General features: G+C 67.7%; 16 protein-coding genes. 9 read left to right on the top strand and 7 right to left on the bottom strand.

The genetic code is table 11. From position 1 onward, the window contains the following. Nucleotides 1-52: 52 nt before the first annotated feature. Entirely contained in the window at nt 53-1,369 is a 1,317-nt protein-coding gene (locus tag ACIRGA_RS26695) for a hypothetical protein (RefSeq protein ID WP_400945606.1), read from the bottom strand. 426 nt (nt 1,370-1,795) lie between these two features. Between ACIRGA_RS26695 and abc-f the strand changes: the two genes are divergently transcribed. Together abc-f and ACIRGA_RS26685 are read left to right on the top strand one after the other, a co-directional pair. After that, complete coding sequence (abc-f, locus tag ACIRGA_RS26690; protein WP_400945603.1) at nt 1,796-3,415, top strand: ribosomal protection-like ABC-F family protein; 1,620 nt, start codon at nt 1,796-1,798, stop codon at nt 3,413-3,415. 209 nt (nt 3,416-3,624) lie between these two features. Next, nucleotides 3,625-4,878 (top strand): DUF222 domain-containing protein, encoded by a 1,254-nt coding sequence (locus ACIRGA_RS26685; protein ID WP_400945600.1) that lies wholly within the window; start codon nt 3,625-3,627, stop codon nt 4,876-4,878. Nucleotides 4,879-5,815: 937 nt separating this feature from the next. Here ACIRGA_RS26685 and ACIRGA_RS26680 read toward each other — a convergent pair. Continuing rightward, nucleotides 5,816-6,160 (bottom strand): MmcQ/YjbR family DNA-binding protein, encoded by a 345-nt coding sequence (locus ACIRGA_RS26680; protein ID WP_400945597.1) that lies wholly within the window; start codon nt 6,158-6,160, stop codon nt 5,816-5,818. 131 nt (nt 6,161-6,291) lie between these two features. On the opposite strand from ACIRGA_RS26680, the gene ACIRGA_RS26675 reads away from it, so the two are divergent. Then, nucleotides 6,292-6,921, top strand: a complete 630-nt coding sequence (locus tag ACIRGA_RS26675) for a class I SAM-dependent DNA methyltransferase (protein ID WP_400945595.1) — start codon at nt 6,292-6,294, stop codon at nt 6,919-6,921. Between the two features lie 2 nt (nt 6,922-6,923). After that, nucleotides 6,924-7,718 (top strand): glycosyltransferase, encoded by a 795-nt coding sequence (locus ACIRGA_RS26670; protein ID WP_400945593.1) that lies wholly within the window; start codon nt 6,924-6,926, stop codon nt 7,716-7,718. On the opposite strand, the gene ACIRGA_RS26665 is transcribed toward ACIRGA_RS26670, so the two are convergent. After that, nucleotides 7,636-8,232 (bottom strand): TetR/AcrR family transcriptional regulator, encoded by a 597-nt coding sequence (locus ACIRGA_RS26665; RefSeq protein ID WP_400945591.1) that lies wholly within the window; start codon nt 8,230-8,232, stop codon nt 7,636-7,638. The two genes, ACIRGA_RS26670 and ACIRGA_RS26665, sit on opposite strands and share 83 nt — an antisense overlap. 91 nt (nt 8,233-8,323) lie before the next feature. Here ACIRGA_RS26665 and ACIRGA_RS26660 point away from each other — a divergent pair, with 91 nt between their 5' ends. Beyond that, the gene (locus ACIRGA_RS26660) at nt 8,324-9,700 is read left to right on the top strand and encodes a cytochrome P450 (protein ID WP_400945589.1); all 1,377 of its coding nucleotides are present in this window, start codon (nt 8,324-8,326) and stop codon (nt 9,698-9,700) included. Here the strand turns inward: ACIRGA_RS26660 and ACIRGA_RS26655 are convergent. Then, nucleotides 9,697-10,275, bottom strand: a complete 579-nt coding sequence (locus ACIRGA_RS26655; RefSeq protein ID WP_400945587.1) for a TetR/AcrR family transcriptional regulator — start codon at nt 10,273-10,275, stop codon at nt 9,697-9,699. The genes ACIRGA_RS26660 and ACIRGA_RS26655 overlap by 4 nt on opposite strands. A 106-nt stretch (nt 10,276-10,381) precedes the next feature. On the opposite strand from ACIRGA_RS26655, the gene ACIRGA_RS26650 reads away from it, so the two are divergent. Next, nucleotides 10,382-11,077 carry an SDR family NAD(P)-dependent oxidoreductase gene (locus ACIRGA_RS26650; RefSeq protein WP_400945585.1) on the top strand — a complete coding sequence of 232 codons (696 nt, stop codon included), beginning with the start codon at nt 10,382-10,384 and terminating at the stop codon, nt 11,075-11,077. 33 nt (nt 11,078-11,110) lie between these two features. Continuing rightward, complete coding sequence (locus ACIRGA_RS26645) at nt 11,111-11,563, top strand: carboxymuconolactone decarboxylase family protein (RefSeq protein WP_400945582.1); 453 nt, start codon at nt 11,111-11,113, stop codon at nt 11,561-11,563. 5 nt (nt 11,564-11,568) lie between these two features. On the opposite strand, the gene ACIRGA_RS26640 is transcribed toward ACIRGA_RS26645, so the two are convergent. Next, nucleotides 11,569-12,297, bottom strand: coding sequence for a helix-turn-helix transcriptional regulator (locus tag ACIRGA_RS26640; protein WP_400945580.1), 729 nt, complete (start codon nt 12,295-12,297; stop codon nt 11,569-11,571). A gap of 132 nt (nt 12,298-12,429) precedes the next feature. Here ACIRGA_RS26640 and folE point away from each other — a divergent pair, with 132 nt between their 5' ends. Beyond that, nucleotides 12,430-13,026 carry a GTP cyclohydrolase I FolE gene (gene folE, locus ACIRGA_RS26635; protein WP_400945578.1) on the top strand — a complete coding sequence of 199 codons (597 nt, stop codon included), beginning with the start codon at nt 12,430-12,432 and terminating at the stop codon, nt 13,024-13,026. On the opposite strand, the gene ACIRGA_RS26630 is transcribed toward folE, so the two are convergent. Continuing rightward, nucleotides 13,016-14,266 (bottom strand): MFS transporter, encoded by a 1,251-nt coding sequence (locus ACIRGA_RS26630; RefSeq protein WP_400945576.1) that lies wholly within the window; start codon nt 14,264-14,266, stop codon nt 13,016-13,018. The two genes, folE and ACIRGA_RS26630, sit on opposite strands and share 11 nt — an antisense overlap. 107 nt (nt 14,267-14,373) lie before the next feature. Between ACIRGA_RS26630 and ACIRGA_RS26625 the strand changes: the two genes are divergently transcribed. Further along, nucleotides 14,374-16,929, top strand: coding sequence for a P-loop NTPase fold protein (locus ACIRGA_RS26625; RefSeq protein WP_400945574.1), 2,556 nt, complete (start codon nt 14,374-14,376; stop codon nt 16,927-16,929). Here ACIRGA_RS26625 and ACIRGA_RS26620 read toward each other — a convergent pair. Continuing rightward, nucleotides 16,860-17,510, bottom strand: a complete 651-nt coding sequence (locus ACIRGA_RS26620; protein WP_400945646.1) for a flavin reductase family protein — start codon at nt 17,508-17,510, stop codon at nt 16,860-16,862. The two genes, ACIRGA_RS26625 and ACIRGA_RS26620, sit on opposite strands and share 70 nt — an antisense overlap. Nucleotides 17,511-17,610 lie beyond the last annotated feature (100 nt).

The following is a 17,610-nucleotide window of genomic DNA, read 5'->3' as shown; positions in this document are numbered from 1 at the left end:
CGGCGAGGGTCGTTCAGGACGTCTTTCGTCCCGAACGACCCTCGCCTGAGGGCTACCCGCGAGAGCGCTCGGCGCGTTCCGCGGCGGCACGATCGGCGGCCCGACGGTCCTGACCGTCGGCACGGACGGCCCGGAACCCGTTGACGCAGCCGGGCACATCCGCGGTGGAGGTGCAGTTGTCCGGCCGGTTGCCGCTCACCACAGCCCCGTTCACCAGCGCCACCCGTCCATCGAGCGTGTAGATGCCGCCACCGGAGGCCGGAACCGGGTAGGAGCCGGCCCCAGGTTCGCCCGCGGCGTTTTCGCCGACCGTCACGGCGTCGAGCGTGAGATTGTCATCGAATATGCTGAGCCCTCCGCCCCGGCCTCCGTAACCGGAGATCCCGGAGTAACCGCCCGGCCCCGCGACGCCGGCATCTCCGCCGCGTCCCGCGTGATTGCCGGTGATGATGGTGCGGGTGATGGCCGGGTTCAGCGGCACACCCGGGCTGGTCGACATCATCAGGCCACCGCCCGTGCCGCCGCTGCCGCCGTGCCCGGCGCTGCCGCCCTCCGTGCCACCCGCACCCCCCTTGCCACCGCTCCCGCCACTGTTGCCGGTGACGACACTGTCGGTGAGCCGCAGGACGGTGCCTCTGAGCACGTCGACACCGGCGCCGAAGCCGGCGGAACCGCCCCGGCCACCCGGCTTGGCGGCCACCCCGTTTCCGCCAGGACCTCCGGAGCCGGAGGCGTTGCCGGTGATCGAGCTGCGGGTGATCGTCAAAGTCACCTGTGGGGAACCATAGGAGGAGATCCCACCGCCGAATCCTCCGTAGCCACCGCTACCGGCACTGGTGGTGGCGGTAGCGTCCGCGCCAGGACCACCCGAGCCGGCGGTGTTTCCGCTGATGACGCTGTCGATGATGGTCAGCGGGCCCCAGTTCTTGATACCGCCGCCGGACTCGCCCGGATTCGCGTCGCCATAAGAACCGGTCCCAACCCCGTCGGGGGCGTGGCCGCCCGCGATCGTGACTTCGTTCAACGTCAGGTCGCCCCAATTGGAGATGATCCGGAATCGGGGCGCGTCCTTGGCGCGTTCGATGGTGGCGTGGTTGCCGTGGACGGTGAGCTTTCCCTGGATCGAGGGCAGCCCCGCGTTCCAGGTAGCGTCGGCGACCGTCGTGAGTGTGTAGACGCAGTTCGGCGTCAGGGACAGCGTGTCCGGCGCGGGGGTGGCGTTCGCCTCGACGACGGCCTGGACCAGCGCGGCGGGATCACAGGGAACGGCGGTTTCGTCGGCTTGCGCCGGCGGAGCGACCAGGGCGAACGTCCCCAGCACGGTGGCCGTGGTCGCGATTCGTCTTCGGAACAGGGCACTCGGCGTCATTGAGGAACCTCTCAGGTCAAGGAATCGGATGATGACGATTTCGCGGAATTCCCCAGTCGCGAAACGTCACATCGAGAACACTAGAAGTGCCACCCCTTTCCCTCAATGGATATGATCCACATCACACGATTACCGATTATCGGGAATCGTGGCGAAAAACCGAATACGAAGCGGAAGTCGTATCGGATCACGGTCGCACGGCGGGAATGCGGTGGCCGCGCCCCGGCAGGTCTTGTTATCGTGGAGGCGGACCTGATCGACGAACAGGGAGACCAGACGTGGCAGGTGAAGACGACATCTCCGGGTGAGCCGGAGTTGGCAGGCCACCGGCGCTGACGCCGACGTGGCCACTTTGTCGTCCCCTCGAAACCACGTCCACCGCGGTGCGGCCTTGAGGCGCCCGCTGTCTTTCACGAGGTCATTTCCATGTCAGACGCCTTCGTCGTCGTATCCGCCCTGTCGTTCGCCTGGCCGGACGACACCCCCGTCTTCGACGACCTGTCCTTCACCGTGCCCGGTGGACGCACCGGCCTGGTCGCGCCGAACGGGGCGGGCAAGAGCACGCTCCTCAAACTGATCGCCGGCGAGCTACAGCCGGTGTCCGGGTCCGTCTCCGTCCAGGGAGTCCTCGGCTATCTGCCGCAGTCGCTGCCGCTCACCGCCGACCTGAACGTGGCCGAGGTGCTGGGCATCGCACCGCAGCTCGCGGCATTGAGCGCCATCGAATCCGGCGACGCGAGCGACGAGCACTTCACCACCATCGGCAACGACTGGGACATCGAGGAACGCACCCGAGCGCAGCTCGACCGCCTCGGCCTCGACGGCATCTCGCTGGACCGGAGCCTGCGGACGTTGAGCGGTGGGCAGATCATCTCCCTCGGCCTGGCCGCCCAGTTGCTGAAGCGGCCCGACATCCTGCTGCTGGACGAACCGACCAACAACCTCGACCTCGACGCCCGCCGCAAGCTGTACGGGGTGCTCGAAGACTGGTCCGGCTGTCTGCTGCTGGTGAGTCACGACCGGGAACTGCTCGACCGGATGGACCGGATCGCCGAACTCGATCGCGGCGATCTTCGTTACCACGGCGGGAACTTCACCCAGTACGAAGCGGCGGTCAAGGCCGAGCAGGAGGTCGCGGAACGCAACGTCCGCAGTGCCGAGCAAGAGGTCAAACGCGAAAAGCGGGAGATGCAGCAGGCGCGCGAACGAGCGGCACGACGCGCCGGCAACGCGGCCCGCAACCTCGGCAACGCCGGCCTGCCGAAGATCTTCGCCGGCACCATGAAACGCAACGCCCAGGAGTCCGCGGGCAAGGCGAACGAGACGCACGCCGCCCGGGTCAGCGACGCGAAGAACCGCCTCGACGAGGCAGAACGCTCCCTTCGCGACGACCAGAAGATCGCGCTGATCCTGCCGGGCACCAACGTCCCCGCCGGGCGCACGATGTTCCACGGCGAGCACATCCAGGTGCGCTACGGCGACCGGAACGTCTTCGCGGGCGACGGCGTCGACCTGACGATCCGCGGCCCCGAGCGAATCGCCCTGACCGGCGGAAACGGCACCGGCAAGTCGACGCTTCTGCGGGTACTCAACGGCGACCTCACACCGGACAGCGGCGTGATGAAACGGGCGGAGGGCCGGATCGCGTACCTCTCCCAACGACTGGATCTCCTGGACCTCGACCGGACCATCGCCGAGAACTTCGCCGCGTTCGCCCCAAGCCTCCCCGAGTCGCAGCGCATGACCCTCCTCGCGCGCTTCCTGTTCCGAGGCGCGCGAAGCCAGCTTCCCGTCGGCGTTCTCTCAGGGGGCGAGCGTCTGCGCGCCACCCTGGCCTGCGTCCTGTTCGCCGAACCCGCGCCGCAACTGCTCCTGCTGGACGAGCCGACCAACAATCTCGACCTGGTCAGCGTCGGGCAACTGGAGAGTGCGTTGGGTGCTTATCAGGGGGCTTTCGTGGTGGTGAGCCACGATGAGCGGTTCCTGAAGGAGATCAAGGTGGACCGGCGGGTGCGGCTGACCGGCGGGGCTCTCGTGGAGTCCTGATCTGCTGCCTGGTGGGTCGTGAGTCCGTGAAGGACTCCTTGAGGGACTCTGGGTCCCTCAAGGAGTCCTTCACGGCACCTCGCTCTCGCCTCGCCACTGTGGGTACCTGAACGTAAATGGCATCATCACCCTTCAGTGGCATTTGTTCAGATTGATTGTCGCTCAAAATTACGAACACATGTTCGACAGGATTGCGGTATTATTGAGGGGTGTCCGAGACCTTCCTCCCCGAACTGCCGCAAGAACTGTGGCGCGCTGGCAAGCTGGAGCTTGCCCAGGGCGTGCAACAGTCCCTGCAGGTGATTCGGATGGCGACCGCCGGACTGGGGCAGTTCCTGGCGGAGATCGAGGCTCGTGGCGCCAAAGACTTGTACGGCTACGGCCGGACGGCTGCCTGGTTCGCCGATATAGCCGGGTTGTCGGCCGCTGAGGCGAGCGCGGTGGTGAACCGGGCCATCGCCTTGAACCCGACGCGCGCTTTGGATGGCACGGAGGTTCCGGCCGTTGCTCCCGCCACCGCCGCGGTCGCCGCCGAAGGACTGGTCGGGAACGAGCGGATCGATCAGATCCTGGAGATCTTGAAGAGACTCCCAGCCGACACCTCTGCCGAGGATCGGGAGAGTGCGGAGAAGATTCTCGCCGATCTCGCCCCGAACGCCGGTCCTCGTCAGCTCGCCGACGCCGAAGTGAACCTGCTGGGCTGGCTCGACCCGGACGGCAAGGAACCCAAGGATCCCGAGCCGAAGGAACCGCGCCGCGAGATCACCCTGGAACGGCGCAAGGACGGGTTCTGGAAACTCACCGGCCTGCTCGATGACGAGACAGGTGCCCGCACCGCAGCCGTCCTCGATGCGTACGCCCAGCCGAGGCCGGTGGACGAGTTCGGGCAGGCGGATCTGCGAATGAAGTGCGAACGCATGGGAGACGCCTGGGTCGATATCCTCGACCTGGCAATCGCCTGCCCCGATCAGCCCGGCACCAGCGGCTACCGGACCCTGATCCACGTCACGATCGGGCTTGAGGAACTGAAATCGGGTCTCGGGACCGCGTGCCTGGATTTCGTGGGGACGATGACCGCCCGCGAAGCCCGCCTCGCCGCTTGCGACTGTCTGATGTTGCCGGTCGTGATGAGCGCTGCGGGGGAACCGCTGGATGTGGGACGTCTGCGGCGGTTCGTCACCCCAGGCCAACGACGCGCGTTGAACATCCGCGACGGCGGCTGCGCCTTCCCGGGATGCCATCGGAAACCCAAGAATTGCCACGCCCATCACATTCATCACTGGGTGGACGGCGGGCCGACGGATCTGCGGAATCTCGTGCTGCTGTGCGGTTTCCACCATCGCCTGATTCATCACGGTGACTGGGAAGTACTCATGGCAGCCGACGGGTTACCGGAGTTCATCCCACCCCAATACCGGGACCCGCTCCGAAAACCCCGACGTAACACCCTGCACCACGTCTGAACCCCGAGGAGCCCGTCGGCCACACCGGCGACGGGCCCCTCGTCATGCCCGCAGCTCCCGTAGCCGTCCACGCCCCGAACTCCGACCTTGACCAACGGAGGATCCGTGACACATACCCGGCTGGGGAACATTCCGGACTTTGAACGTCCGCAATCCTCCCCACCCGACTGATCATCGTCGTAGCAGCAATCCCGGCGCTGAGTATCGCGCTCGTGCCAGGCGGCCTGGTCGGCAAGGCGCCGCGGTGCTGGCCGTGTTCGCCTCGATCATGAGCGAGACCGGCAGGCCGCGACCCCGCCCATAGCCACCGAAAGCCCGCCACCACCCCAGCGACGGGCTCGACCACAGCAAAGAAAAGGTCCCGCTTCCGCTCAGCGAAGGCTGGGGGTTCCTGCGAGCAGGAAGCGGGAGTTTGTGGCCGGTACGGGGGCCGCCTCTCGGCGAATGGCTCGACACGGCTCCGGCCGAACCGGTATTCCGTGAAGGCGAAGGGTGAGGCCCGGGGGCACCATCCGTACCGACACTCTCTACAACGCACCACCGGCTGAAATGTTCCCCGGCATCGAGCCCGAATCGCTGTGACCCGCGTCTACACTCGAATGCGGGAACCGACGTTTCCCATAACGTTGCGGAACACGAAAATATTCCCTGACAAGCGGGTGACCTACGTCAACCCGAAGCCAGGCAACAAAAAGACCCGCTCCCGCTCAGCGAAGGCCTGGGGGTTACCTGCGAGCGGAAGCGGGAGCAAAGGTCGATACGGTGGGCCGCCTCTCGGCGAAAGGCACGACATGGCTCCGGCCGAACCGGTATTCCATGAAGGCGAAGGGTGAGGCCCGGGGGCACCATCCGTACCGACACCCTCTACAACGCCACGACGCGGAAGACGTTCCCCGAGAAAAGAGTGACGCACGTCAACACACGAATGCGGTAACGCTCAGCAGGGCGGCGGAACCTGGGCGACGAGTTCTTCGGGAGCGGAAAGGCGCCACGCCTCGTAGACCAATTCGGTGAGCTCGTCGGATTCGATGCCGTCGAGGTAGACCACCACCCAGCCGAATCCCCCGGCCGTGAACTGCACCTCGAAGACGTCCGGCCGTTCGGCCACGAGAGCTTCCTGCTCCGTGAGGGTCTGCTTCAGGCCGACGGTCTGGGTCCGCGGCCAGTAGTAGCCGAATCGCTTCCCGCGCACGCTGAACGACTCCCACTCCTTCGCGTCGGAGCGCTCGACGTCGGCGAGCGTCTTCAGCATCCGGTGGAACTCGTCACTCGACACGCTCATCCGCACCCCAAACCCCAGGAACTCCGTCCGCCCCAGTCTAAACGGCCACCTCCTTTCAGGACGCGAGACGGCGGCCCGAGGGAACGGTAGATTCGCCGGCGGGAGATCCACTCGATCCGGGGAGCTGTGCAATGGACCGACCCGTCACCGCGGCGGAACTGTTCGACGCCATCGGTTCCGACTACGAAGACGTCTTCGGACGGGCTCCGGCGGTCGACAAGGCGGTGCGGTATCTGCTGGACACCCTGCCGCCGTCGTCGAGGGTGCTCGACATCGGCAGCGGAACCGGCAGGCCGGTCGCCGAGGAGCTGTCCTCCGCCGGGCATCGGGTGACCGGGCTCGACGTGTCGTCGGTGATGATCGAGTTGGCCCGTGAGCAGGTTCCGGCCGCCACCTTCGTCCACGCCGACGTGCGCGAATGGACTTCGCCGCCCGGGACTTGGGAGGCCGTCTGCGCCTTTTTCCCGTTCCTTCAGATGCCGCGCAAGGACACCGAAGCCGTGCTCGCCGACATCGCGCGCTGGCTGGTGCCGGGAGGTCTCTTCGCGCTGGTCACCGTTCCGAAGGACGCCGAGAACGCGCCGGCGGAGTTCTTCAGCCGCTCCCTCCTCGTGACCAGTTTCGCGCCGGACGACCTCGTCCGGCGGGTCGAGGCGGCCGGACTGGAGGTCACCGGCACCCACTCCGAGATCTTCACCGCGGACGAGCCGGGCACACCGCCGGAGGAGCACCTCCTGATCACCGCTCGACGCCCGGTCTGATCATGGCGATCATCAGCGTGATCACCCCGGTCCACCCGCCGAGCCTGCCGTATTTGACCGAGGCGTACGAGTCCCTCGCCGCACAGGATCTCCCGCCGGGCTGGACCTGGGAATGGCTGGTGCAGGAGGACGGCGAGACCGGTCTGCTCGACGGCGCCCTCCCCAAGGACGAGCGAGTGCTGCCAGGCTCGGGTCGCCGGGGCGGCCCCGGGGTCGCGCGGATGATGGCCCTGTCCCGCGCTTCCGGGGAGCTGATCAAAGCTCTCGACGCGGACGACCTTCTGGCCCCTGGCGCGCTCTCGCGAGACATCGCCGCGCTCGAGGATCCCGCGATCGGCTGGACCACTTGCCGGGTCCTCGACCTGCTCCCGGACGGGACCACGGCCGGCGTCGACAGCGATCCGGAGGAGGGGCGGATCGAGCGCGGCGCGATCCTGCGGCACTGGCAGCGCAACGGCTACGTGTCCTCGGTGGTCGCCGGGACCTTGTGCATCCGCCGCGACCTGCTGCTGGACCTGGGCGGCTGGATGGCGCTGCCCGCGTCGGAGGACACCGGGCTCGTCCTCGCCGCCAACGCCTGCTCGGACGGCTACTTCATCGCCACGTGCGGCATGTTCTACCGGAAGTGGTCCGGACAGGTCACCAGGTCCGCGGCGCACAACGACGACGGCGAGCGGCTCGCGCGGATGAAACTGATCGAGGAGCGCGCGGAGGTCATGTTGGCAGGTCGACGATGTCGAGCAACGCCTTCGCGCACAGATCCCGGATCTGGTCCCGGGTCAGTCTCCGGTACTTGAGCCAGTCGAGGCAGACCGCCACGACGAAGGCCAGCCAACCGCGGACGAGCACCCGCAGGGCCTCCGGCGGCTCGCCGTCCGGGCACAGCACCTCGAGGATGCGGCGTCCCTGCTCGGCGAAGTTGTTGTCCAGGACTTCGCGGACGCCGTCGACGGCGATGGACGTGCCCGAGTGCAGCGCCCGGTAGCCGTCCTCGTTGGCTTCCACATAGCGGAGGTACGCGTCGAGGCCGGCCGTCAGCTGCTCCTCGACCGGCAGCGTCGGATCGGACTTGGTCATCTCCAGCAGGCGTTCACCCTGGGCCTTGATGACCTCGGTGACGAAGTCCCGTTTCGTCGGGAAGTAGTGGTAGAGCAGCCCTCGCGACACCTCGGCGATGTCCGCGACCTGCTCGATCCACACGTCGTCGTACGGCCGCTCCGCGAACAGGCGGGCACCGATCCGCAGCAGTTGCTCCCGCCGCTCGGCGGTGGTCAGCCTGCTGCGGGGCTTCCCTGAAGTGCTCGGCGCCATCCGGGCATCGTACTTACTTGACACGGGTTCAGTAACAGGCCACGCTCGCTATTGGATGCCGGTTCAACAGCGCTCACTCTGGAGGGGCTCGATGGCCACCGCTCTCCCCCATCCCCCGCGACGGATCCCGCTGATCGGCGACGTGCTGGGCGTTTCGCCGAAGACGCCGGTCCAGGACTCGATGCGGCACGCGGCCGAGCTGGGCCCGGTCTTCGAGCGCAAGGTGTTCGGCCGGAGCATCGTGTTCGTCCACGGCGCCGGGATGGTCGCCGACCTCTCCGACGAGAAGCGGTTCGCGAAGCACGTCACGCCCGCGATCTCGAACCTCCGCCCGCTCGGCGGCGACGGGCTGTTCACCGCGCACAACGAAGAGCCGAACTGGCGGCGGGCGCACGAGATCCTCGCGCCCGCGTTCAGCCGCAACGCCATGCAGCGTTACCACCCCACGATGCTGGCGATCACCCGCGAACTGCTGGACGCGTGGGACAGTGGTGGCGAGGTCGAGGTCGCGGACGACATGACCAAGCTGACGCTGGAGACCATCGGCCGGACGGGTTTCGGCTACAGCTTCTCGTCGTTCGAACGCGCCGAACCCCATCCGTTCGTCGCCGCGATGGTGCGCACGCTTCGGCACGCGCAGCGGACGGCGATCCAGCCGCCGGTCATCGGCCCGCTCCTGAGCCGTAAAGCGAACCAGCGCAACGAAGCCGACCTCGCGTTCCTGCACTCCGTCGTCGCCGACGTCATCGAGGCGCGCCGGAACGATCCGAGCACCGAAGACCTGCTCGGGCTCATGCTGAACACCACCCAGCCGAGCACCGGCGCGGCGCTGGACGAGGACAACATCCGGCACCAGATCATCACCTTCCTCGTGGCGGGGCACGAAACCACGTCGGGCGCGCTGTCGTTCGCCCTGTACTACCTCGCCCGCAATCCGGACGTCCTGGCCCGCGCGCAGTCCGAAGTGGACAAGGTCTGGGGCGAGAATCCGGATCCGTCCTACGAGGAGGTCGCCAAGCTGCGCTACGTCCGCCGCGTGCTCGACGAAGCGCTCCGGCTCTGGCCGACGGCGCCCGCGTTCGCGCGGCAAGCCCAGGTGGACACCGTCGTCGGCGGTGAATACCCGATGCGGAAGGGACAGTGGGCCCTGGTCCTCATCCCGGCACTGCACCGCGATCCCGTCTGGGGAGACGATCCGGAATCGTTCGATCCGGACCGCTTCTCCCCGGAACGCAACCGTGCCCGCCCGGCGCACGTCTACAAACCCTTCGGCACCGGCGAGCGGGCCTGCATCGGACGGCAGTTCGCTCTGCACGAGGCGACGCTGGTGCTCGGCATGCTGCTGAGCCGGTACGACCTGCGGGGCGACCCGTCCTACCGGCTGAAGGTGCAGGAGCTGCTGACGCTCAAGCCGGAGGGCTTCAAACTGCAGGTCTCGCTCCGCGACCGGGCGACGGTGTCCGCCTAGGGTTTGAGCACTCCGTCGAAGAAGGCGTCAACCAGGGCGCGGGGAACATTCGCTCCCGTCAGCGCCCGATAGACGATCGGGCCGATGACGGCGTCGAGCGCGGCATCGAGGTCCAGCGCGGTCGAGACCTCGCCGGATTCGATGCCGCGCGCCAGAAGCTCGCGTTCGAGTTCGCGGCGTGGACCGAGATAGCGGTCGTGCAGGCTCTTGGCGGTTTCCGGGCTGTGCTGGGCCTCGGCGATGAGCGCGAGCAGGACCTTGCCCGCCGGGTCGCGGGTGACGAACCGCGCGTAGCCGCGAAAGTAGTCACGGATGCCGTCCTTCGCCGGGACCGGGAAACGCTTTTCACTGTCCTCGATGAGCGTGTCGAGCAGGATCTCGACCTTCGACGGCCACCAGCGGTAGATCGTCTGCTTGGCGACGCCCGCCTGCCGCGCGATCGCCTCGATGGTCAGCCGCGCGAAGCCGTGCTCGACGAGCAGGTCGTCCGCGGCGTGGAGCACGGCCAGGCGGGCGGCCTCGTCGCGCTGGTTGCCGGAGCGCGCCCTGCGGGGCTGCGAATTCACGGCTGGCATGCGGTCACAGTACCGGCCGTCACGGCCGATCCCGGGCGACAGGGTCCGTGCTACTGTCTAGACGCGACGTCGCGTCTAGACAAAATCCGATTCCCAAGGAGTTTTCGTGTCCGACACATCCGATCGCCGCGCTCTCGTCATCGGCGCCTCGCGAGGGCTGGGACTGGTCCTGGCCGAGGAGCTCACCCGGCGCGACTGGCAGGTCGTCGCCACGACGCGCCAGAGCGGAGGCGAACTTCAGGAGAAGGCCGACGCCTCGAACGGGCGGCTGCGGGTCGAATCACTGGAGATGACCAGCGACGAGCAGCTCGCCGCCCTGCGTGACCGGCTCGACGGCACCAAGCTCGACCTGCTCTTCGTCAACGCCGCGATCGACCGCGGGAATCTGCCGATCACCGAGGTCTCGACAGAGACCTTCGCCGAAGTCATGATCACCAACGCGTTGCGTCCGCTGCGCACCCTCGAAGCCCTTCGCGATCTGGTCGTACCCGGTGGCACCGTCGCGGTCATGTCGTCCAGGCAGGGCAGCATCTCGCTGAACACGAGGCCGGGGTTCGAGGCCTACAAGGCCAGCAAGGCCGCGCTCAACCAGCTGATGCGCAGCTACGCCACCCGGTACGCCGATGACGGGCACACCAAGCTCCTCATCCACCCTGGCCACAACCAAACTCCGCTCGGTGGCCCAGGCGCTCCCCTGACTCCCGAGGAGAGCATGCCCGCCGTCGTCGACGTCCTCGAAGCACAGGCCGGTGCGCCGGGCCTCCAGTTCCTCGATCTCTACGGCAAGGTCGTGCCCTGGTAGTCACATCTCCCCTCCGGGATCCGTCAGAGCAGCATGCAAACCCGCATCCCGAACCCCGCCCTGTCGAACCCGGCCACGTTGAAGGCCCTGATCGCGTTGGCCGAGTCCACCGGCGACACCGGTGTCCCGAAGACCACGCACTACCTCATGCACGTCCGCGCCAGCCAGATCAACGGCTGCAGCGGCTGCCTGGAGTTGCACACCAAGGAAATGCGCAAGGCGGGCGAATCCGACGAACGGATCTTCACCGTGGCCGCATGGCGCGACACCGCCTACTTCACCGAAGCCGAACGCGCGGCACTCGCGCTGGCCGAGGCCCTCACCCGCATCGCAGACCGGGCCGACCCGGTCGACGACGAGGTCTGGAGTGAGGCCGCTCGTCACTACGACGAAAAGCAGCTCTCCAGCCTGGTCCTCTCCATCGCCGCCATCAACACCTGGAACCGGCTCAACGTCGCCACGCGGCAGATCGCCGGCGCCGCCTGACCGGGCTATTCGGCCTGCCGTAGCTCCACACAGCACTCGGCCGCGCCGGGAACGAGGGCCGCTTCCACGTTCCCGGCGCGCACGCCGTTCAGGAAACCGGTCAAGAAGGCCTGGTTGATCCCGCAGACCAGGTCCGGAGCCTGCGCGGCCAGCGGGTGGAACGGGCAGTTCCGCAGCCGGACGCAGGTCCTGCTGTCCCGGCTCGGCTCGAAGCCGTAGCGGCGAAGCATTCCTTCAGCCACGGTGAGCGCGCGTTCCGCGCCGAGCCTGCCGGGCCGCGTCCGCGCGCGTTCCTCCTCACCCGCCGCGAAGCCACGCTCCCCCGCCACCCGGCGCACGGCCTCCCTCGCCGTCTCACCGGTCTCTTCGGCGAGCACGGCCTCGGCGAGGATGCCGGCCAGGATCTCGTGACGCCGGACGGGAAGCTGCACCTGGATGGCCTCGTCGACGGGTTCGTAGACCTTCGGCCTCCGCCCGACCTTCACCACCGGGCCCGCCGCGAAACCGAATCTGAGCAGCCCGGCCGCCACGAGTTTGTCGAGATGGAAGGCGGCGAGCTTGCGGGAGATCCCGACCGCGGCCGCCGCCTCGTCCCGCGTGACAGGGCGCCGTGCTCGCCGGGCGTAGGCGTACATACCCCGGCGAAGGTCGTCGTCGAGCGCCGCCACCGCGGCGATGGAGGGAGCGTCGAGGCCGTCCGGGTCGGGCAGGTCGGGCACTGTCACGTACACCACGATATCGCCTATCTCAACCGGCGGAACACCTTGGATCACGGATCTACCATGTAAGATGAGCCCGCGGGTGGAAAAACACCCAAAAGTCTTGGTTTAATAACACTGGGGATCGCGCTCAGCCTAGGAGGCCCAATGTCCACTCCCGCCTTGCGCGTCGTGCACGAAACCGGGCCGGGGCCGGACCTGGAGGCCGCCGAGGCCGCGGCCGCCGATCTCCTCACCGCACTGGGCATTTCGCTGGACTCCGAGAGCCTTCGCGGCACGCCGGGCCGGATGGCGCGCGCGTACGCCGAGCTGTTCTCCCCTCGGCCGTTCGACCTCACGACTTTCCCCAACGACGAGGGCTACGACGAACTCGTCCTTGCCAGGGGGATCCCGGTCCGATCCGTCTGCGAGCACCACCTGCTGCCGTTCGTCGGCGTCGCGCACGTGGGTTACCTGCCGGGCGAGCGGATCCTCGGCCTGTCGAAGCTGGCCAGGATCGTCGAGCATTTCGCCTGTCGTCCGCAGGTTCAGGAGCGGCTCACGAAGCAGGTCGCCGACTGGCTCCAGGAGCAGCTCGAACCCCGTGGTGTCGGCGTGGTGATCGAAGCGGAGCACTCGTGCATGACTTTGCGCGGAGTCCAGGCCGTCGGGTCGAGCACCGTCACCTCCACCCTGCTCGGCACGCTCCGCGAAGACGCCCGCTCGCGGCAGGAATTCTTCGCCCTCACCGGTATCAACGGCTGACAGCGGCTCCTTCCGCGTAGGCCGCGGAGACGATCGCACGGTCGAACACCCGCCAGGTGAGCGCGGAGACGATCACAGCCACCACGAAACCGGCCCAGTACGGCGTCGTCAGCCCGAACTTCGACGCCACCGCGCCGCCGAGCACCGCGCCGACACAGTTGCCGCCCGCGACGATGAACAGGCTGGTGCTGCCGACCCGGCCGAGCATGTCCGGCGGCGTGAGCCGCTGCCGCAGCGAGCTGGCGACGATGCCCCACAGCGCGCCGTGCACCCCGAACAGGAACAACGTCACCCCGACCACCGGCGCGTTCGTGCTCGTCGCCAGCACCAGATGGGTCGCGGCCTCGATCAGCAGCCCGATCCGCAACGTCCAGGTCGGCGTGCACCACGCGATCAGCCGATCTCCCGTGACCGAGCCGAGCAGCCCGCCCACCGCCATACAGGTGAAGAGCAGGCCGTATCCGACGGAACCCAGCTGGAGCCGCTCCTTCGCCAGCAACACCAGCACCGAGGTGGCCGCGACGAGCGTCAGGTTCAGCATGCCGATCAACCCGACCATAGTCCGCAGCAGGCGCTGCCCGGCCAGCCACCGGAATCCTTCGGCCGCCTCCGACCGCACCGAGCGGCGCGCGGCCGGCTCGCCGTGATCGTCACCGGGCCGCGACCGGTACGCACCCGCGATCAGCCCGAGCAGCAGGGCGCTGACCGCGTACGTGCCGGCGTTGAGGTAGAACGGGATGCTCGCCGCGACGCCGAACAGGAATCCGCTCAGCGGCCCGGAAAGCATGCCGTGGGCCAGCGTCGTCCCGGCGTACAGCCGCCCGTTCGCCCGCTCCAGCAACGACTTCGGGACGATCGCGGGCAGCATCGCCCCGCTTGCCGTGCGGAACACGACCTCACTCGCGTTGATCACGAAGAGGACGGCGTACAACAACGCGATGCTGACGTTCCCCCACGTGATCGCAACGGCCAGCAGCGCGACGGCGGGCACGCGGATCCAGTCGAGGGTGATCATCAGCTTCCGCCGGTCCACCCTGTCGACCAGCACCCCACCCGGCAGCGAGAACAGCAGCCAAGGCAGCCATGCCACCGCGAATCCGCCCGAGACCACGAGCGGCTCGTCGGTGCGGGACGCGATCAGCAGCGGTGCCGCCACCGTCGCGAGACCGCTGCCCAGCGCGGACGTCGTACTCGCCGCCCAGAGCTTCACGTATCTGCCGTCGAGCCGCTCCCCCGTCATGAGATCAAACGTAGCGAGCGGTGACCGAGCGGAGGCGGAGTTTCACCCACAGCTGAGCGCTCGGCCTCTAGACTGCCCTTCCGTTCGGCCTTGGGAGGGGACCACGAATGGTGCTGGTACGCGATGTCAATCCGTCGATCCTGCTGATGCACAAGGCGCCTGGCACGAAACCGGGCCCTTACCTGCCACGGGATATCGACCAGCGGCTCATCACGGCGCTCACCTCCGATAGCCGGGTCACGCTCGTCGTCCACGAGGTCTACTCGGGCGCGAGGCGCTCGGCTTTGCAAGCCCTGACCGTGACGTACCCCGGAATGGAACTGATCATCGAGCCGGAGATCGACGACCTCGTGTCGGACCGGTACCACGGACCGGCGGCGCTCTGGCTCGACCAGAAACTGCCCCAGACCCTCGGACGCGCCCCCATCTCTGTGGCCAATTGGCTGGAGATCGATCACCGGCGCCGAGTGTTAGGCCTCGTCGACGCGAGCCAGTACGAACACCCGGAACTACGCGCGGCGATCGATCAGCTCGCGCCGACGGTCCTCCACATCGGCCCGAACCTCTCCGCCCAGGAACGTGTGAAGGCCGAGGAGATGTTCCCGGGAGTAGGCCCCATCCGCACGATCGACGAGATCGCCGCCGCGTCGAATCCCATCGGTTCCGAGCACGCCGATCCGGATCCGTTCGCCGCCCACGTCGCCGATTACCGGCCCGACACCGACGACGGCGTCGACCGCCTCGGCATCGGCACCGACGTGCGCATGCTCGCCGACCTGGTGGTCTCCCGGATGATCACCCCTCCCCTGTCGATCGGCCTGTTCGGCAGCTGGGGTTCGGGCAAGAGCTTCTTCATGCGGCAGATGCAGCTGCGTGTCCGTGAGCTCGCCGATTCCGCGCGGACGGCCGAAACCGAGGCGGGCGCGCACGGGAAGTCCGTGTCCTCCTATTGTTCCAGTGTCCGCCAGATCAGCTTCAACGCCTGGCACTACAGCGAGGCGAACCTTCTCGCCAGCCTCGCCACGCACATCTTCGACAACCTCGCCGCGAGCGGCGCCGAGAACGACCTTCAGCGCCAAGCCGACCTGCTCGCCGAACGCCGCAAGACCGAGGAAACCCTGCTCGGCAGGCTCAGCGCGGTCCGGCTCGAACGCAGAACCCTGACGGCCCAGCAGAAACAAGCGAAGCGAAGGCGACGAAAACCGCGCGAATACGTCCGCGCGGTGTTCGACAGCCTCACCGAGGCGGACAAGGCGTGGATCGCGTCCAGAATCGGCGTCGACCAGCCGACCGCCGAGGATCTCGAACGCCTCGCGCAGGAGACCGGCGGGCTGCGTTCGGACGTCGCCGAATTCTGGCGACGCCTGCGACAGGATCCGGTCCCGCTGCTGGTCCTGATCGGCGGACTGGTGACGGTCCTGGTGGTCACCTTGCTCGTCGGCCGGTCACAGGTGTCCGGCGTGCTCGGCGGGCTCACGGTGGTGAGTTCCGCGCTGACCGTCGTCCTGCGGATGCGCGCCAGCGCGGACCGGATCCACCAGGCGCTCGGCAAACTCGGCGGTCCGTCCGAAGAGGACGAAGAGACCGAGCGGCGACTGGCCGAACTCGACGCGGAATCGGACCGGCTCGAAAAGGCGGTCACCGAACTCGCGCCGGGGCTGGACCTCGTGTCGTTCGCCGAGTCCCGGGTGTCGGACTACGTCGAGCATCTGGGCGTGGTCTCCTTGTTGCGCAAGGATCTCGAAACGTTCGCGACGATGCTCGCCGAGGTGCCACACGGTTCCGGCAAGATCGAACGGACCGTTCTCTACATCGACGACCTCGACCGCTGCCCGCCCAAAGTCGTCGTCCAGGTCCTCGAAGCCATCCATCTCCTGCTGGCCCTGCCCGTGTTCGTCGTCGTGGTGGGGGTCGACTCCCGATGGCTCAAGAAGGCCGTCGAGCAGCACTACGAGGAGATGCTCGGCGACGACCCGGAAACCTTTGCCGAGAACTACCTCGAAAAGATCTTCCAGGTGCCGTTCACGTTGTCCCCCATGGACGATCCAGGGTTCGCGGGGCTCGTGCGCGGGCTCGCCGACACCGAGGTCCAGGACGTCTCGCCGTCGCGAACGCCCGTCGAACCGGATCGGGCCAGTGGCGACCGCTCTCCGGTCGCGACCGGTCTTCGTCCTCGCGCGGAAGCACCGCGACCGTCGTCCGGACAGTCCACAATAGACCTACGACCTCCTCGGCTGGTGATCTCGGCGCCGGAACTGGACTTCCTGCCGACACTGGCCCCGCTTGTCCGGTCACCGCGGGCCGCCAAACGGCTCCTGAACCTGTATCGCCTGCTGCGGGCACGGTTCGCCGGAGAAGACCTCGCGGCGTTCCTCGCCGACGGTGACCGCGAGGCACCGTTCCGCGCGGTGCTGGTGCTGCTCGCGGTCCACGTCGGGTATCCGGACGCCGTCCGGTGGTTCGCCTCCATCGAGGGGACCGACCCGGACGACAAGGCCGTCGAGATCGTGTCGTCGATGAACGACCACGAGCTGCGGCCGAAGCTCGAACGTGGCCTGTCCGGCGAAGCGTGGCCACTGCTGGCCGGGTCCTATCAGCGCTGGCTGCCGTTGGTGAACCGGTTCTCGTTCGCCCGCGACCGCTCGATGTCGGGCCCGCGGTAGAGCCGCTCGGGGATCTTCGCCAGTGTCGACGGATGGACCTGCGGGCCGAGGCCGTAGAGCTTCTGGAAGCTCATGATCAGCGGCCGCCACCGATCGGGGTCGATCCGGTCTTCGGTGCCCGGCATCCGCACGTCGTCGTGGACGTGGACACGCTGCACGCGGACCTCGAACACGAGGACTCCACCGCGTTGTTTCGGGTCGTCCTCCGCGAGCGGGTGGACGGCCTCGACGACGGCCTCCATCGTCACGGGACATTCCGCGACGCGGGGCGGCCGGACCGTCTCCGACTCGACCGGGGTGAGCCCGGCACGGGCGAACTTGTCCGGTTCGTGCCGATAGCCGCGTTCGTACTTGCGGGCCGGGACGGGATCCGATCCGGTGGTGAGCGCCAGCCTGTCGACTGCGGCCGCCAGCGCGTCGGAAGGGAGATTCAGAACACATTCGCGGTTGCGCATGAGATTCTGCGCGGTCTTCGATTTCGCGCCCAGTCCGAGCATTCCCCGCCAGCCGAGCCAGAACGCCGACGACATCGGGGCCAGGTTCGGGATGCCCGCCTGGTCGACCGTCGACAGGAGCACCACCGGGGTGCCGAAGTAGAGGATTCCTGGCTCGATACGGGTGTGCGCGGTCTCGGCCGCCGACGTTGTCACTGTCACGTCCGCCAGCTTCACCGCCTCTCGC

This window comes from Amycolatopsis sp. NPDC102389 (genome assembly GCF_044765885.1).
GTDB lineage: Bacteria > Actinomycetota > Actinomycetes > Mycobacteriales > Pseudonocardiaceae > Amycolatopsis.
The sequence above is the reverse complement of the archived record's forward strand: the minus strand, read 5'-3'. Positions and strand labels throughout refer to the sequence as shown.

What these genes read in the sequence shown, in the direction of transcription:
- ACIRGA_RS26695 (WP_400945606.1), bottom strand. Translation starts at nt 1,369, where the DNA reads ATGACGCCGAGTGCCCTGTTCCGAAGACGAATCGCGACCACGGCCACC.
- abc-f (WP_400945603.1), top strand. Translation starts at nt 1,796, where the DNA reads ATGTCAGACGCCTTCGTCGTCGTATCCGCCCTGTCGTTCGCCTGGCCG.
- ACIRGA_RS26680 (WP_400945597.1), bottom strand. Translation starts at nt 6,160, where the DNA reads ATGAGCGTGTCGAGTGACGAGTTCCACCGGATGCTGAAGACGCTCGCC.
- ACIRGA_RS26675 (WP_400945595.1), top strand. Translation starts at nt 6,292, where the DNA reads ATGGACCGACCCGTCACCGCGGCGGAACTGTTCGACGCCATCGGTTCC.
- ACIRGA_RS26670 (WP_400945593.1), top strand. Translation starts at nt 6,924, where the DNA reads ATGGCGATCATCAGCGTGATCACCCCGGTCCACCCGCCGAGCCTGCCG.
- ACIRGA_RS26665 (WP_400945591.1), bottom strand. Translation starts at nt 8,232, where the DNA reads ATGGCGCCGAGCACTTCAGGGAAGCCCCGCAGCAGGCTGACCACCGCC.
- ACIRGA_RS26660 (WP_400945589.1), top strand. Translation starts at nt 8,324, where the DNA reads ATGGCCACCGCTCTCCCCCATCCCCCGCGACGGATCCCGCTGATCGGC.
- ACIRGA_RS26655 (WP_400945587.1), bottom strand. Translation starts at nt 10,275, where the DNA reads ATGCCAGCCGTGAATTCGCAGCCCCGCAGGGCGCGCTCCGGCAACCAG.
- ACIRGA_RS26645 (WP_400945582.1), top strand. Translation starts at nt 11,111, where the DNA reads ATGCAAACCCGCATCCCGAACCCCGCCCTGTCGAACCCGGCCACGTTG.
- folE (WP_400945578.1), top strand. Translation starts at nt 12,430, where the DNA reads ATGTCCACTCCCGCCTTGCGCGTCGTGCACGAAACCGGGCCGGGGCCG.
- ACIRGA_RS26630 (WP_400945576.1), bottom strand. Translation starts at nt 14,266, where the DNA reads ATGACGGGGGAGCGGCTCGACGGCAGATACGTGAAGCTCTGGGCGGCG.
- ACIRGA_RS26625 (WP_400945574.1), top strand. Translation starts at nt 14,374, where the DNA reads ATGGTGCTGGTACGCGATGTCAATCCGTCGATCCTGCTGATGCACAAG.